The organism is Nocardia carnea (assembly GCF_029868855.1).
GTDB classification, from domain to species: Bacteria; Actinomycetota; Actinomycetes; order Mycobacteriales; family Mycobacteriaceae; genus Nocardia; species Nocardia carnea_A.
Genome location: NZ_JARWOV010000016.1, coordinates 1 through 15,624 on the forward strand (window position 1 = coordinate 1; position 15,624 = coordinate 15,624).

General features: G+C 68.6%; 15 protein-coding genes. 12 read left to right on the top strand and 3 right to left on the bottom strand.

Annotated elements, in window-relative coordinates; all coding sequences use genetic code 11:
• Window positions 1-161 precede the first annotated feature (161 nt).
• Window positions 162-644 (bottom strand): MarR family winged helix-turn-helix transcriptional regulator, encoded by a 483-nt coding sequence (locus QH195_RS00915; protein WP_280433964.1) that lies wholly within the window; start codon window positions 642-644, stop codon window positions 162-164.
• Between the two features lie 76 nt (window positions 645-720).
• Here QH195_RS00915 and QH195_RS00920 point away from each other — a divergent pair, with 76 nt between their 5' ends.
• The 4 genes from QH195_RS00920 to QH195_RS00935 all read left to right on the top strand — a co-directional run bounded on the left by QH195_RS00920 (window position 721) and on the right by QH195_RS00935 (window position 2,961).
• Window positions 721-1,230, top strand: a complete 510-nt coding sequence (locus tag QH195_RS00920; protein ID WP_280433965.1) for a carboxymuconolactone decarboxylase family protein — start codon at window positions 721-723, stop codon at window positions 1,228-1,230.
• A gap of 112 nt (window positions 1,231-1,342) precedes the next feature.
• Window positions 1,343-1,597, top strand: a complete 255-nt coding sequence (locus QH195_RS00925; protein WP_280421852.1) for a type II toxin-antitoxin system Phd/YefM family antitoxin — start codon at window positions 1,343-1,345, stop codon at window positions 1,595-1,597.
• Entirely contained in the window at window positions 1,590-2,009 is a 420-nt protein-coding gene (locus tag QH195_RS00930; protein WP_280433966.1) for a type II toxin-antitoxin system VapC family toxin, read from the top strand. Before QH195_RS00925 ends, QH195_RS00930 begins: the two co-directional genes overlap by 8 nt.
• 97 nt (window positions 2,010-2,106) lie before the next feature.
• The gene (locus QH195_RS00935; RefSeq protein WP_280433967.1) at window positions 2,107-2,961 is read left to right on the top strand and encodes an alpha/beta fold hydrolase; all 855 of its coding nucleotides are present in this window, start codon (window positions 2,107-2,109) and stop codon (window positions 2,959-2,961) included.
• Window positions 2,962-3,057: 96 nt separating this feature from the next.
• On the opposite strand, the gene QH195_RS00940 is transcribed toward QH195_RS00935, so the two are convergent.
• Window positions 3,058-4,050: an LLM class F420-dependent oxidoreductase gene (locus QH195_RS00940; RefSeq protein ID WP_280433968.1), complete on the bottom strand. Its 993-nt coding sequence runs from the start codon at window positions 4,048-4,050 to the stop codon at window positions 3,058-3,060.
• Window positions 4,051-4,225: 175 nt separating this feature from the next.
• Here QH195_RS00940 and QH195_RS00945 point away from each other — a divergent pair, with 175 nt between their 5' ends.
• Both QH195_RS00945 and QH195_RS00950 read left to right on the top strand, forming a co-directional pair.
• On the top strand, window positions 4,226-5,032 hold the full coding sequence (locus QH195_RS00945) for a MerR family transcriptional regulator (RefSeq protein WP_280433969.1): 807 nt from the start codon (window positions 4,226-4,228) through the stop codon (window positions 5,030-5,032).
• Window positions 5,029-5,676, top strand: a complete 648-nt coding sequence (locus QH195_RS00950) for a hypothetical protein (RefSeq protein ID WP_280433970.1) — start codon at window positions 5,029-5,031, stop codon at window positions 5,674-5,676. The genes QH195_RS00945 and QH195_RS00950 overlap by 4 nt, the downstream gene beginning before the upstream one ends.
• Here QH195_RS00950 and QH195_RS00955 read toward each other — a convergent pair.
• A complete protein-coding gene (locus QH195_RS00955; RefSeq protein ID WP_280433971.1) occupies window positions 5,661-6,734 on the bottom strand; it encodes a class I SAM-dependent methyltransferase in 1,074 nt (357 codons plus the stop codon). The two genes, QH195_RS00950 and QH195_RS00955, sit on opposite strands and share 16 nt — an antisense overlap.
• A gap of 364 nt (window positions 6,735-7,098) precedes the next feature.
• Here QH195_RS00955 and QH195_RS00960 point away from each other — a divergent pair, with 364 nt between their 5' ends.
• From QH195_RS00960 to QH195_RS00985, 6 genes are read left to right on the top strand one after another with little or no spacing between them, the layout of a single operon-like run.
• On the top strand, window positions 7,099-8,592 hold the full coding sequence (locus QH195_RS00960; RefSeq protein ID WP_280433972.1) for a serine/threonine-protein kinase: 1,494 nt from the start codon (window positions 7,099-7,101) through the stop codon (window positions 8,590-8,592).
• Entirely contained in the window at window positions 8,579-9,823 is a 1,245-nt protein-coding gene (locus tag QH195_RS00965) for a DUF7373 family lipoprotein (protein WP_280433973.1), read from the top strand. Before QH195_RS00960 ends, QH195_RS00965 begins: the two co-directional genes overlap by 14 nt.
• On the top strand, window positions 9,823-11,361 hold the full coding sequence (locus QH195_RS00970) for a serine/threonine-protein kinase (RefSeq protein ID WP_280433974.1): 1,539 nt from the start codon (window positions 9,823-9,825) through the stop codon (window positions 11,359-11,361). Before QH195_RS00965 ends, QH195_RS00970 begins: the two co-directional genes overlap by 1 nt.
• Window positions 11,362-11,376: 15 nt before the next feature.
• Window positions 11,377-12,513, top strand: coding sequence for a hypothetical protein (locus tag QH195_RS00975; protein WP_280433975.1), 1,137 nt, complete (start codon window positions 11,377-11,379; stop codon window positions 12,511-12,513).
• Window positions 12,500-13,765: a DUF7373 family lipoprotein gene (locus QH195_RS00980; RefSeq protein WP_280433976.1), complete on the top strand. Its 1,266-nt coding sequence runs from the start codon at window positions 12,500-12,502 to the stop codon at window positions 13,763-13,765. Before QH195_RS00975 ends, QH195_RS00980 begins: the two co-directional genes overlap by 14 nt.
• Window positions 13,762-15,429, top strand: coding sequence for a serine/threonine-protein kinase (locus QH195_RS00985; protein WP_280433977.1), 1,668 nt, complete (start codon window positions 13,762-13,764; stop codon window positions 15,427-15,429). The genes QH195_RS00980 and QH195_RS00985 overlap by 4 nt, the downstream gene beginning before the upstream one ends.
• Window positions 15,430-15,624 lie beyond the last annotated feature (195 nt).

Here is a 15,624-nt window from a genome sequence, read left to right on the forward strand (position 1 = left end):
CCCCCCCCCCCCCCCCCCCCCCCCCCCCCCCCCCCCCCCCCCCCCCCCCCCCCCCCCCCCCCCCCCCCCCCCCCCCCCCCCCCCCCCCCCCCCCCCCCCCCCCCCCCCCCCCCCCCCCCCCCCCCCCCCCCCCCCCACTGCTGTTCGTGGCTGTTCGTGGCTCAATCGCCCAGCCACTGCGTCGCGTCGAGCCGGAATGCGTTCGGTGCGGCAACGGTGCGCAGGCCGTCCTCCATCGCGCGCAGATGTTGCTCGCCCAGCGTCTGCGCCCACTGTGTGCGCAGCCGGTCGAAGATCGCGGCCGAAAGCGCGAGCATGTCGTATCCCTGCGCGGTGAGGCGAACGAGCCGGCGGCGCGCGTCGGCGGGGTCGGCGGCGCGTTCTGCGTAGCCGAGTGCGATGAGGCGATCGACGGTTTTGCCCGCGGCCTGTTTGGAGATGCCGAGCCGGCGGCCGATATCGCTGGCGGTCGCTCCGTCGGGGCCGATCGCCTGCATGGCGAAGCCGTGGGCGGGTCGTGCGTGGGGGTGTCCGCGGCGGGCGATTTCGGCGTGTAGTTCGTCGATGAGGGTGCGGAATCCCGCGAGGAGGAGTAGCGGTAGTTCGTAGCCTGCCCGAGGGTGATCAGTGTTTTCCGTGGTCATCGCGAAACCTTGGCATTATGGACAACCTGGTTTACTATCAGTTCGTCAACCATGTTGTCCATATTAGGAGGCCGGGATGTTCGCCCCGCAGACAGTCGAAACCGCCCCGGCGGGGTCACGCGCAACAATGACGGCCATGGCCGACGCCTGGGGTGGTGTGGTGCCCGACGCCGTTGCCCGGCTGGCCGCCTCACCGGAACTGCTGACCGGATTCCTGGATATGACCGCTCGATTCGATCAGTGCACCCTGGAACCGATCGCGCGGGAAGTGGTCATCATGACGGTGGCGGTACACAACGACTGCCATATCTGCATCGCGCAGCATGCGGGGAAGCTGCGCAAACTCGGCGCCCCGCCGGAACTGGCCGCGGCTCTGCGTGCGCGGCGGCCACTCGACGACGAGCGTCTCGAAGCGGTCCGGACGTTCACCCTCGAAGTCATGGCCACCGCCGGTGCCGTGGATGCTCGGGCGGTCCAGGCCTTCGCGGCGCACGGGTTCACTGAACGCAACGCGCTCGAGGTCGTACTGGGTATCGGGACCTATACGATCTCGACGTTCGCCAACCGCCTGGTCAGGGCTGTATAAGGCGGCGCGTCCGCGGGCAGTCGGAAGTTCGGCTCGTCCGGCGGTTACCGATCGGAGTTCGCGCCGAGAAAGTGTGATAGCACCAGATAGCGTCGGTCGCTATCATAGGTGAATGACGCGGACAATCAGCCAAGCCGAGCTACGCAACGGCAGCGCGGGCGTTATGGACGCGCTGGAAGCGGGTGAGGATTTCGTCATCACCCGCAACGGGCGACCTGTCGGCGAACTGCGTCCTATCACCGCACGGAACAACCTGACGACGGCCGAGCTGAAGAAGCGGTTGGCCAGGTTTGCGGGTACGGCGAACGCCGCGGACGAGCGTGCCGAAATCGACGCCGCGTTCGGAGAGGACAGGCTGGATGGATGAACCGGGTGCGCAGTTCCGGCACCCCGTCGGCCTGCTGGATACCTGTGTCCTCATCGACTTGCCCGCCATCGCGGTTGCGGATCTTCCGATCCAGTCGAAAATCAGCACGGTGACGCTTGCGGAGCTCGGCCTGGGCATGGCGCTGGCCTCCGATGCGGAAACGCTCGCGCTCCGTACCGAACGACTCTTCGAGATCGAGCACGCTTTCGACGCACTGCCGTTCTCCGCTACGGCGGCGCGCCGGTTCACCTCGATGGCCAAGTTGGTGATTGCGGCCGGACGAAATCCCAAGCCCCGCAAAATGGATTTGATGATCGCTGCCATCGCCTCGTCGAACGATCTGCCGTTGTTCACTCGCAACGTGGACGACTTCAAAGGTCTGGAGCCGGTGCTGACGGTGGTCCCGCTGTGAAAGTGCGGGGAAAGGTGCTGTTCCCCGAGGTACTGTCGGTCGCGGACCGGTCGGCCGAACGAACGGCGGGGCGGCGAACGATGATCGAGGGTGCACAGTGGCCGAGACCGCGCCGGTATTGCCGATAACCGAACATCGGGTGGCCGGTGTTCGGTGCGCGGTCTACGACAGCGGACCCGCCGACCGCACCGAGGCCGTGGTGTTCGTGCACGGCAATCCGGGCCCGATGGACGATTGGGCGGAGCTGATCCCCGCGGTGGCGGGATTCGCGCGGGTGGTCGCGATGGATATGCCCGGTTTCGGGCGATCGGAGCGGCCGCGTGCTTTCGAGCACAGCATCCCGGGGCATGCGCGATATCTCGGTCTGCTGCTCGACCATCTGGGCGTAGAGCGGGCGCATCTGGTCCTGCACGATTTCGGTGGGCCGTGGGGTTTGCGGTGGGCCCTGGACCATCGCGACCGATTGGCCGGGTTGTCCCTGATCAACACCGGTGTACTCGACGGCTACCGCTGGCACCGGTACGCAAAGATCTGGCAGACACCGATTGTGGGCGAGTTGTTCCAGCTGGTGAGCAATAAGCGTGCCATGCGTACAGCCATCGATCGCGACAACCCGGTACCGCTGCCGCAGTCCTATTTCGACCGCGTCGATCGATATGCGGACCCGGCACACAAGCGGGCCGTGCTCCAGCTCTACCGCAATTCCCGCGACCCGGTCAGCGCGTTCCCGGAAATGCACACCGACCTGGTGGGGAACGATCTTCCGGTCTGTGTGATCTGGGGCGACGGCGACCCCTACATTCCCGTTCGCTTCGCGCCGTTGCAGCGGAACTTCTTCCCCGAAGCGCAAATCCACATCCTCGAGGGCCTCGGACACTGGCCGTTCATCGACGATCCGCAGGCAGTCCGCAGCCCGCTGACAGCGTTCCTTCGCAAGCATGTGCACGGGTGATCCCGCGGCTCAGCTCTACGGTCTGGAGCCGGGGGCATCAGTCCCCGCCACAGATCTCGGTCCGGTGGTCCTGAAGGGGCCGACCCGTCCCAGAGATCAGGTCAGCGCCGGAAGCACCTCTCGTTCCAGGAGTTCCATACCGCTGGTGTCGTAGGCCGCCTCCGGGAAGTTGAAGATGGCGTAGCCCAGACCGCGGTCGCGGACGGCGGACAGTTTCTCCACGATCTGTTCCGGGGTGCCGACCGCGGCACCGTCGTTGGTCAGATTGTCGATGTAGGCGCGGGCCTTCTCCTCGCCCAGCACGGGGGCCAGCCGCGCGGCGTTCTCGGATTTGCGCTGCTCGACCTCCGCTTCGGTGGCGCCGATGACGACATTGAAGTTGGCGCTGCGCACGATGGCGTCGAAATCGGTGCCGACCTCGGCGCAGTGGTCGCGCAGGATCTCCGATTTGCGGATGAACTCGTCGGGGTTACCCGCGAAGTTCGTGTAGTTCGCGTATTTCGCGGCGATACGCAGGGTCTTCTTCTCACCACCGCCGGCGATCCACAGCGGGATCCCGCCGTCCTGCACCGGCAGCGGTCGCACGATCGCGCCCTCCACCTGGTAGTACTTGCCGTCCAGGGTGGCGGTGCCCGAACTCCACGCCTGCCGGAAGATCTGTACACCCTCGTCCAGCCGGCCCAGCCGCTCACCGGCGGTGGGGAACCCGTACCCGTAGGCACGCCATTCGTGCTCGTACCAGCCGCCGCCGATCCCCATCTCGGTACGGCCGCCGGAGATCAGATCGACGGTCGCCGCGACCTTCGCCAGGTAGGCCGGATTGCGGTAACTCATCGCCGTACACATCTGACCCAGCCGCACTCGCGAGGTGGTGGCGGCGAACGCCGACATCAGGCTCCACGCCTCATGGGTGGCTTCCTCGGTGGGTTGCGGCACGGTGTGGAAATGGTCGTACACCCACAGCGATTCCCACACCGGATTCGCGTCGGCGCGTGCCGCGAGACCCCGCATCACCTCCCACTGCGCGGTGGGTTCGATACCCACCAGATCCAGCCGCCAGCCCTGGGGGATGAAGATTCCGAAGCGCACAGCACTCTCCTCCGTTGTCGGGCCCGCGGGCCGCACCAGACATACCTCGGCCTCCACTCTGGCGGCCGAGCGGCGTCCGGGCAACGATTCGACGCCCGGCGCGCATAATCGGCGGCGGGTGCGATCCACGGCGGCGCTTGACTACGACGTAGCGTCACACCTCACGCTCGACGGTATGAGGATCAGCGAAATAGCCGCGGCCGCCGGAACCACCCCGCGCGCCGTCCGCCACTATCACCGGCTGGGCCTGCTCCCCGAGCCCGTCCGCCCCGACAACGGCTACCGCGATTACGGCATGGCCGAGCTGACACGGCTCATGCGCATCCGCTGGCTGGCCGACAACGGCCTGCCGCTCGGGGCGGTGGCCGCCGTCTTCGCGAACGAACACGGCGCCTCGGACACCGAGGACCTGCGAGCCGATCTCGCCGCCTTGCACGAGGAGATCACCCAGCGCATCACCCAGCTGACCCGCAAACAGGAAGGTGTGGCGCGGATGCTGGCCGCCGTCGACGCCGGCCGCCGCCTGACCGCACTTCCGGACGAGGTCGCCGACGCCTTCGACCGGGCCCGCGAGCAGGCCGGCGAACCGGAACGCGCAGCGCTCGACCAGGAGCGCGACATGCTCGAAGTCTTCGCTCTCTCCGGTGACACCCCCGCTGAGATGTTCACCTGGTTCACCCGCGCCCTCGCCGACCCGGACGCCCACACCGGTTACCGCCGGCTGTTGCGCGGCTGGGAAAAGCTGCACGGCCGCCCGGTGGCGCATTCCGCCGAACTGATCGAGCAGATGGCCCAGGAGATCGCCGGACAGCTACGGCAGCTCGACTTCGACAGCGTGATCGCGGCGACCGCGGATATCCCGCAAGGTGCGCCGGCACTGTCGGCGGACACCCTCGTCCCCGACCCCGCGCAACGCCAGGCGGTACGGCGGGCGATGGAACTGCTGAGCGTCGCCCCGGACACCGGCGGGACAGCGTCGTGACCGCGTTGTCGCGGCTGCTCCGCAACCAGGCCCGGCTGTATCGCGGGCTGTGGCTGTGGCTGCGCCGGACCACCGACCGTGACAGCCGCGAGCATCGGCCGCTCACCGCCACCCGCGGCGTCCTCGCCCTGCCGATGGCCTTCCTGGCGGCAACACTGATCGAAGTGGTCGTCCTGCATCTGGTGATCCCCTGGCCGTGGCTGAGTATCACGCTGGCCGTGCTGTCCCTGTGGTCACTGGTGCTGCTGCTGGGCCTGGTTGTCGCCGATATTTCCTACCCGCACTATGTGACCGGCCAGGAGTTGGTGCTGCGCCGGGCCGGCCGGGTGGTGGCCCGAGTGCCACGCGACCGGATCGCGGCGGTCGCCGAATGCCGCCGCTACAACCACACCGCGACCGCATACGAGGACGGCAGGCTGTTCCTCGCGGGCGCGGACGGCACCACCACCGACCTGACGCTGCGCGATTCCGTCAGCGTGCGCGTCGACTCGCTGCTGCCCAGCGGCCGTATCGCTGCCGGCACGACCCGGATCAGCCTCGCCCTCGACGACCACGCCGCGCTGCGCACCGCGCTGAACGCACCGAGCCCAGTGGCGAACGTGCCGAGCACCGCGCCGGCCGCGGATGTTCAGCCGAGCCGGTAGAAACGCCAGAAACCGAAGTCCTCGATCGGCAGGACATCGAATTTCGTGAAACCGGCTTCGAGCGCGTAGCCCCGTAAGGTCGCGGGCCGCATCACCGTGCCGGTCCCGGCGCTCGGCGGGCTCGACATCCCGTCGGGTAGGCAGACGAACAGGCTGAAGCCGTACATCAGTCGTTCCAGCTCGTCCCCGTCGGGCGCGAATTCCGGCGCGACCGCCTCGTCCATCACGACCATGATCCCGCCGGGCCGCAGTGCCCGGCGCACGGACGCCAGTACCTCGACCGGGCGGGGCATATCGTGCACACATTCGAACGCGAACGCGATATCGAACGCGCCCGCCGGCAGCTCCGCCGCATCCCCCGCCGTGAACTCCACCCGATCCGCGACCCCCGCCCCGGCGGCATTCGCCACCGCAGTCCGCACCGACGGCGCATCGATATCCACACCCCGCACCCGCGCTGCCGGGTACGCGCGGGACAGGGCAATCGCCGACCAGCCCGCCCCGCAGCCGATATCGAGAACCGTCGCGCCGGGCGCACTCAGCACCTGCGCCACTTCGGGAACACCGTTCAACGCCGCGGCGAGCCGCCGCTCGTACCACGGCCGGTTACCGTCGGCCTGCCCTTCCCGCGCGTCGTCGCCGAGTTCGTCCCAGCTCACCCCGCTGCCGGAGCGATAGGCGTCGAGCAGTTTCGGCAGTACGGGCCCCGCCGCACCGAACAAACGTGCGATGGGCGCCAGATACTCGAGGCTGTGCTCATCCGTGAGCACCTCCGCGGTCGCCGCCGGAATGGCGAACACTCGCTCGTCGGCGCTCCCGTCCCGGTGCACGCTCAGCAATCCCGTCACCGCCTGCTGTTCCAGCCATTCCCTGGCATACCGCGGATGGGTCCCGGTTCGCGTAGCGAGTTCGACGGCGCTCGCGGGGCCGTCCGCGACAAGGCTGCGATACCAGCCCAGCCGGTCACCGACGAAAATCGCCAGCACATCGACGGCCCCGAGCACCGATCGGATGATCCGGTCGGTCATCGCCGGCACGGAACCGCGTTCGGTATCCATGCCGTCACTATCCTCCGCCGCGGGCGACTTGTCAGCTACTGAGCAAAGGCTCGCGACCGCCATCATCTGCGGCCTGGGCCACTCGACGGGTTGCGGGGTGGTGCGGATCGGCCCCGCGCATCGCCCGGCATTCGACGCCGGTTCCTGGGCAGTCTTCCGGCGTCGTCGATCCCGGTCCGGAGGTCGCAACGACCCAGCTGTGCTGTGTCGGCAGATGCGCCGTTTCGATGAGTACGGGATCCTCTCTTTTCACGGTGGACGGCCGCCGGTGCGCTGTTATAGTTCAAAACCAGCCGGCCGCCGGTGTCGTACCCGGGAGGAGTTCGACAGCGTGCCGGGTCAGTGTGGCGGGAGGGTGACCCAGTTGAGCGTCGTCGAAGGTACGACCTTCGCCGGCTATCGGATCCAGCGCCGCCTCGGAAGCGGGGGGATGGGAACGGTTTTCGCGGCGACCCATCCGCGGTTACCCCGTACGGACGCGTTGAAGGTGCTCTCCGATACCCGGGCCGGCGATCCGGAGTTCCGAGAGAGATTTCTCCGGGAAGCCGAACTGGCTGTGCGAGTACAGCATCCGAATCTCGTCGCGGTCCGCGACCGCGGTGAGTCCGAGGGCCGCCTGTGGATCGCCATGCAATACGTGGAGGGTGTGGATCTACGGGAGTTGATCCGGCGCGGGCCTCAGGTGCTCGATCCCGCACGTGCCGTGCGGATCATCACCCAGGTGGCGCAGGGACTCGACGAACTGCACCGCGCGGGTCTGTTGCATCGCGATGTGAAACCGGCCAATATCCTCGTCACCGAGGAGGCGGACGGTACCGATCGCGCCCTCGTCACCGATTTCGGAATCGCGCGCACCGCCGACGACGCCGAGACGATCTCGGGTTCGGGTGGTTTCGCCGCTACCCTCGCTTATGCCGCCCCGGAGCAGCTCCGGGGCGATCCGGTGGACCGGCGCGCGGATATCTACGCCCTGGGCTGCACTCTCTACCAGATGCTCACCGGCAGTGTGCCGTTTCCCCGGCACAGCCCGGGTTCAGTGCTCTACGCCCATCTGCACGAGCCGCCACCCCGGCCGTCGCGAGCGAATCCACGAGTATCACGGGCCTTCGATCTGGTGATCGCCAAAGCCATGGCCAAGCGGCCGGAGCACCGATACCCGAGCTGCGCCGCACTGGCGGCGGCCGCGGCGAACGCGCTGTCCACACCGGTCGCCGCGCCGGCCGGAGCCACTGCCCGGGGGCGTCGGGGCGGGATACCGGTGGCGGTGGCCGGGCTGCTGGTTTTCGCGGTGGCCGTGGCGTTCCTGTGGTCGTGGACGAGTGAACCGGGGGTGTCCCGTGCGGTCGGACCGGTCGAACCGGTGGCGGGGAATATGGATCCGGCTCATTGGGGTGGTTACGCCTATATCCCGCAGACCTTTCCGGAATTGCTGCCCACCTGGCCCTACGGCGCCGGCTACCAGGATCTGACGAACTGTGTACCGCAGGACGAGAAGTACGAAGGTGTCTCGCTGGACAGTTCCGCCGCGGTCGCCCGGCTCTTCTGCCTGGGTGATCGCGATCCGGTCGAATCGGTGGAGATCACCTGTAACGCCGACCGGTCCCCGATCGGACTCGATCGTCCGCCGCGCCGCCCGGAGGGTGACCAACACTGGACACGGGCCGGTGGCAGCGGCCATGTGTTCTGGGGAAGCACCTACTTCCCGCCCGACGGGACTGCCATGGGCGGGCGGTGGTGGGGCGTGCTCGAGGTGTACTTCGACGATCCCGGCCGCAACTTCTGCCGGTTGCAGGTCGTGGGCGAGGGCCCCAGCGGGTCGGTACTGCTCGAGAGGTGGTGGCCGGATGCGCCGCTGTAACCGCCCGGGTGGCGCCGGTATGGCCGCGGTGCTGCTGATCGCCGCGCTGGTCTGCGGATGCACGGGCACACCGTCCGGCGATATCGATCTCGCCGCGCTGGACACCGGCGCATACGGCGTCGAACCACTGGAGGTACCGGAGAACGACGATCCCCGGCTCGGCCGCATCCTGGAATCGGTGCGGATGGCCGAAGCCCTCGTCGACCCGGCCGAGGTGGATCCCGTCCTGCGTAGTTCGGCGGGTGCGGTGGGCGTGATCCCGCTGCCGACTCCTGTCAAAGTGGCGTCGACCGTACTGGCCGAACCGATCCGTGATGTGCTCGAACGTCATGGCATGGTGGCCGGAGTCGCGGTGACCGGCGCCGACAAGGATTTCGGTGCGGCGCGTCCGTCGGTCGGTTCGGCGCGGGTGCTGCTGGTGACGGTGCTGCGGTTCCCCGATCCGGCTGCGGCTCAGCGGGCGGCGGTGGAGATCGATGCGGTGGACGCCGCGGTGAATCGCGACAACGTCGCTGTCTCTGTTCCGGAATACCCTGGTGCGCATGGTCATTGGCGACCGGGAGTACCCACCCTGGCGGCGTCGAACGCGCACGAATCCTATGTGGTCAATGTCCTCGTCGGAGATACGACGCCGGATGCGGCGGTGATGAGTGCCCTGGCAGCCAAGGCATTCGACGCGCAGATCCGCAGGCTGCGCGAGTTCGTGCCGACCCCGCCGGACAGCATGGCGGCACTGCCGCTGGACCCGGAAGCGCTGGTGCGCCGGCTGATCCCGCAGGCACCGCGGCGCTGGGAGTATCCCGCGGTCACCGCCATGTCCAGTCAGCGGACCGCCGGTTGGGAAGCCGAAATGCAGGTCACCGGAGTTACCTTCGGACCCCGCGCGACCTATCTGCTGGGACGCCGGGACCGGCCGCCGACACTGGAGGCGACCGCACGCAGCGGCTTCAATCAGATCGCGCGCCATCCCGATCCGGCGGCGGCGCGTATCGCTTTCGACAGAGCGGTCGGCAGCGATATCGGCGACGGAATGCTGCCGGTGGAAGGCCCGGTCGGTGTCCCGGATGTGCACTGTGCGGAGAACCCGGATATCGACCTGCTCGCCCTCACCCGTTTCGTCTGCCGCGTCCTCTACGACCGGTACAGCGTCACACTGCTCGCCCGCGAGGTCGGTAGCGCGCGGCAGCGGGCGGCCGCGCAATACGGTCTGCTGGTGAACGGGGACAGATGATGACCGGAACATGGGATCCCGGAACAATGGTCGCGGGATACCGCATCGAGCGTGTGCTCGGCGGCGGGGGAATGGGCACGGTGTACCTGGCCGCGCACCCGCGGCTGCCCCGCCACGACGCACTGAAAGTACTGGCTCGCGAACACGGCGCCGATCCGGAATTCCGTGCCCGGTTCCTGCGCGAGGCCGAACTGCTGGCCCGGCTGGACCACCCGAATATCGTCGCGGTCCGCGATCGGGGCACGGAGGGCGATCACCTCTGGCTGGCCATGCAGTTCGTGGACGGTATCGATGCCGCCGAACTGCTGCGGCGCCATCCCGGAGGTCTCTCTCCGGCGGTAGTGGCGCATATCGCCGGGGAGGTGGCTCGTGGTCTCGACGAGGCGCATCGCGCCGGTCTGCTGCATCGTGATGTGAAGCCGGCCAATATCCTGCTCGAAGCTCGGCCCGGCGGCCCGGACCGCGTCTACGTGACCGATTTCGGTATCGCACGGCCCGCCGAGGGGACCTCGCTGACCGAGACCGGTACGGTGCTCGCGACACTCGCCTACGCCGCTCCGGAGCAACTCAGGGGCGCGCCGGTGGATCTGCGTGCCGATGTGTACTCCCTCGGCTGCACCCTGTACGAGCTGCTGTTCGGCAGCAAACCGTTCCCGTACACCGACGCCGTCGCGATGATGCAGGCCCACCTGGACGAGCCGCCGCCCCGGCCGGCGGCGGCCGATCCACGGCTGCCACCCGGCCTCGACGAGGTATTCGCGACGGCGCTGGCCAAGGATCCGGCGCGCCGCTATCAGTCCTGCGGTGCCCTGGCCCGGGCACTGGAGGAGGTATTCACTCCCGGCTCCGGCGCACCCCCGCCACCGAACCCGTCGTCCGAGCCGTTCGTTCCGCGACCACTCCCGGACCTCACCCCGCCCCGCCGTTCCCGGCGTGCCGGTGTGCTGGGTGTGACCGCCGCGATCGTGGTGGTTCTGATGATCGCGGGGCTGACTGTGCTGTTGCGCGGTGGCGCCGGCGATACCACCGAGTCCGCGGCGCCCGGTGATACCACCGCGCCCGCGCCCGGGCCGGGTGCGGCCACCTGGGGGCAGTACGGGGTCGTCGTCGCCGAATTTCCCGATTTGCTGCCGCCGGCACCGATTTCCGGTGGTTATCAGGGTATTCGCTGTGAGCCGGTGAACCGGGAGGGCGAGCGGATCGAGGTGTCGGCACCGCTCGATTCCATGCTTCGCCTGGCCTGTGACGGAAACGCGGACCCGGTGGTCACCCTGTCCATATTCTGCAACGGCAGCCGTACTCCGACAGCCATCCGTGCGTTCCCCGACATGGTGAACGTGCGGGAGGAGGCATGGGAACGACCGACCGGTCGCGGCCGGGTCATCTGGGGTGATTCGCGACTCGAGAGCGGCAAGCCGTCCGGGACCCTGATCGTGCAGTTCGACGATCTCGACCGGAACTTCTGCAGTCTGATCGCGATGGGCGGGATATCGGGGCAGGAAATCGCGGATCGGTGGTGGCGCGATGCACCGTTGTGATCGAGGGGAGTCGTGATGACGCGCGCCGGGGAAGTGACCGTCGCCGAGATGGTGCCGCGCGGATCGCTCGACAGTACGCGGACCGTCCATATCGTTGCCCAGATCGCACGCCGGCTGGGAGAGTACCGGAGCTCCGGGCAGCCTGTTCCCGGGCTGGATATGACCCAGATTTCGGTCGTGGAACAGCCAGGTGCACCCGATACGGTACGACTGGCGCAACCGATCGGCCCACCCCGTTATCGTGCTCCGGAACAACCTCCCGGAACCCCGGGCGACGAGCGCACGGACGTCTATGTACTGGGATGCGTGCTGTTCGAAATGCTCACCGGCCGGGAACCGTTTCCACCGGGCGACCGTGCACCGGGCGGCGCTCCACCTGCTGTCTCCGCGGTGAATCCCTGGGCGCCGACGGCCTTCGATACGGTCGTCGCGAAGGCGCTGGCAGCGGATCCGGCGCTGCGGTATCCCGATTGCCCGGCCTTGGCCGCCGCAGCCGAGGAGGCCGCGGCGCCCCGGGTGGATCCCGCCGTGGCGCCGGTCGACCGGCGGCGTCGGACCGCCGCATTCGTGGCGGTGGCGGTGGTGGCGGTTCTGCTGGCTGTGATCGCGGTCGCGGTGGTGCGCCGGGTAGCGGCGCCGCCCTCGCCGCCGGGCGCCGCGGCCACGGCGGAAACTCGTTCTCCCGAATTGAAGGCCGCGCTGTGGGGCTCGCACGCCTATATCGCCGATATCTTTCCGGACCTGTTACCGGTATCGGTGGACGGGGTCGGCTACCAGGACCTGGTGGACTGCCGGGCGGTCGCCGAGGACTGGGAAACGGTTTCCCTCTACGATCCACCGGAGGTGGGCCGGGTGGCGTGTTTCGGTAACTACGAGCCGGTGGTGCTCGTTGTCGCGACCTGCCGGGCCGACCAGGCCCCGATCGGCACGGAATCACCGCCCTGGGCGATCGCCGGAGAAGAACGGTGGACCCGCCCGTCCGGGTCGGGCCGATTGGTGTGGGGCGAGATCACCACCGTGAACGGTGACCGCCGCGGCCGGCTCGATGTGTTGTTCGACGATCCCGGCCGCGATCACTGCCGGCTCGAGGTGAACGGGATCGGGACCGGAGCCGTGCTCCACGATCGGTGGTGGCCCGATGCGCCGATCTGACAATGGATTCCGGCGGTTGCCGGGCATCATCGCCGCGGCGCTCGTGGTGGCCGGTGTGCTCACCGGGTGCACTGTGGAGGGTGAACCGGTTGCCGCGCTGCCGGATCCGGAGGAACTCGACACCGGTCCCTACGGCCTGGAACTGCTGGTACCGCCGGACAACAGCGATGAGAAGTACGGCCGAATCCTGGAGTCGATGCGCATGGGGGAGGCCGTCATCGATCCGGTGGAAGCCGATCCGAGCCTGACTTTCGGTCTCGGGAACACCGCCTCCGTACCTGTGCCGACCCCTGCCACGGCCGGTTTCCTCGCGCGTCCGGTCCGTGCGGTGCTGGAGCGGTACGGCATGCTCGCCGGTTTCTCCGTGGGCGGTATGGATCGAGGCGTGCCCGCCGAACTGGCCGTGGGCCGGGCCCGGCTGCTCACGGTCCAGTTGCTGCGGTTTCCCGACGACGAGTCGGCACGGCTGGCTGTCGCCGAGATCGATTCCGCCGACGCCGCCGTGAGCCCCGACAATGTGCGCATCGAGATACCGGATCATCCCGGCGCGCACGCTCATTGGCGTCCGGCGGTGCCGACGATGGCGGCCGGGGTCGCGCACGGGCCGTTCGTCATCAGTGTGCTGGCCGGGCACACCACACCCGATCCGGCGGTGCTCACCGGTCTTGTGGACGCGGCCTTCACCGCCCAGATCCGCCGCTTGGCCGACTTCGCGCCGACCCCGCCCGACGAGCTGGCCGGTCTGCCGCTCGACACGGACGGGATGCTGGCACGGCTGCTGCCGGAGGCGCCCGGGTTGTGGCCGTACCCGGTGGTGCTCACCAACCGCAGCGATGTGAACGCGGGCTGGCGGACTCGGTTCGATATCCGCGGGGTCGTGTACGGTCCGCGGGCCGGGCGGCGCTGGGGAGCCTGGGAGAAGAGTGCAGAGGGCCGGGGAATGGTGCTGGCCGTGAATCGCCGGCACCACCTGGTGCGGCACCCGGATGTGGTGGCGGCCCGCCGGGGCTTCACCGATACTGCCGTGGACGACGAGGCGCCCGGAGTGCGGCCGGCACCGGCGCCGTTCGGGCTGCCGGATTCGCGGTGCGTCGAATCCCTCACCGTGCCACCGCACGACGTGCGTTTCTCCTGCCGGGTGCTGTACCGGGAGTACGAGGCAATCGTCTACGGCCGGACCATCCGCGACACTCAGCAGCGCGCCGCCGCCCAGTACGTCCTGCTGGTGCGCGCCGATCAGGCGGACGAATGACCGAGCCCAGGCCCGGCAATGTGTTCGCCGGCTACCTGATCGAACGTGCCCTGGGCGGTGGCGGTATGGGGACGGTGTATCTGGCACGCCATCCCCGCCTGCCCCGCCACGACGCGATCAAGGTGCTTTCCGCCGAGCACAGCGCCGACCCCGGTTACCGCGCGCGGTTCATCCGTGAGGCGGAACTCACCGCGCGGCTGAACCACCCGAATATCGTCGCGGTGCACGATCGCGGCGTCGAAGGCGAACGACTCTGGATCGCCATGCAGTACATCGCGGGTACGGATGCGGCTGCGTTGGTCCGCGCCGATATCGCGGCCGATCCGGTGCGCGCCGTCCAGATCGTGGTACAGGCCGCCCGCGGGCTCGACGAAGCCCACCGGGCCGGAATGGTGCACCGCGATATCAAGCCCGCGAACCTGCTCGTGGACGCGGCTCCCGGCCGAGCCGATCGTGTGCTGGTCACCGATTTCGGGATCGGCCGGTCCGCGAGCGAATCCACCGCGCTCACCGAGGAGGGCGCGGTACTGGCCACCCTCGCGTACGCGGCGCCGGAACAGTTACGGGGACTGCGGGTCGATCATCGCGCGGATATCTATGCGCTCGGCTGCACTTTGTACGAATTGCTGACCGGTGTAAAGCCTTTCCCCAGGCCCACGCCGGCGGCCGTGATCCATGCCCATCTGGCCGACCCCCCGCCGCGGCCGAGCGCGGTGAACCCGGCGCTGCCGCGGGCGCTCGACAGCGTCGTCGCCCACGCCCTGGCGAAGGATCCCGGGCTCCGTTTCGGCACCTGCGGCGCTCTCGCCGCGGCCGCCGAGGCCGCGCTGTCGGGAATCCAGCCGGCCGCACCGCAACCGGGCCCTCGGGCCGGTGACGTACCCGCGCCGAGCGGGACCACCCGTATCTCCGGTGCCGGTGCCGATTCGTGGGCCGGTACCGCCCTCGCTCCCACCGGTCCGTGGCAGCACACTGCCGACGGTGGAAGCGGTGCGGGAGCCGATCCGTGGGCCGTCGCACCTCCTCACGAACCGCCGCGCCGGCGGACCCGCCGGGCCGCGTTGGCGGCGGGTGCGCTGCTGGTCGCCGTGGTATCGGCCGTGGTGATCGTCGTGGTATCGACGCGGGACACCGCGAGCACCGGTGTCGCGGCACCGTCACCCACGACTGTCGCCGCCACTTCCTCCTCCGCTCCGCCGGTGGCCGGCTGGGGCAGCCACACCTACGTGGCGAACGCATTCCCCGGATTGCTGCCGGGGAGTCCGGCGGAGTCCGGTTACGGCGGGATCCGATGTTTCGCTGTCGACGGTGACAACCGGCCGGTGGACCTGAGCCTCCCAGCGACCGGAGCGAACAAGTTCTCCTGCAACGGTGACAAGAACCCGTTGCATCTGCTGATGGTGCAGTGCAATGCAGATCGCAGTGAGATGAACGATCCGGTGCTGACCGACGATGTGACAGTTACGGGCCGTGAGCGCTGGGAGCGGGTATCCGGTACGGGCGAGATCGTCTACGGTGATGTGACCGCCCCCGATGGCACGCCCTCCGGTGGTTTCGTCGCGATCTTCGACGACGAATTCCGCGCCCACTGTAAATTGCGCGGATACGGCGGTTCTTCCGGCCGTGATCTGGTCGACCGCTGGTGGAATCCCGCACCGATCTGATCGTCACCTCCACCGTGGCAGGCCACTGTCGACCCGGGTAGACACGCCCGGGAGTGTGAAACGCCGTGTGACGAACGTTGCGATGCGAGTATCCCGGCCCGGGGATGTATCCTGCACAGGAATGCGTTCGCATTCATAGACTATTGATCCGGATGAGCGGCGTGTTCGGCACGCGGCGGCGACCGAGAAGGAGGT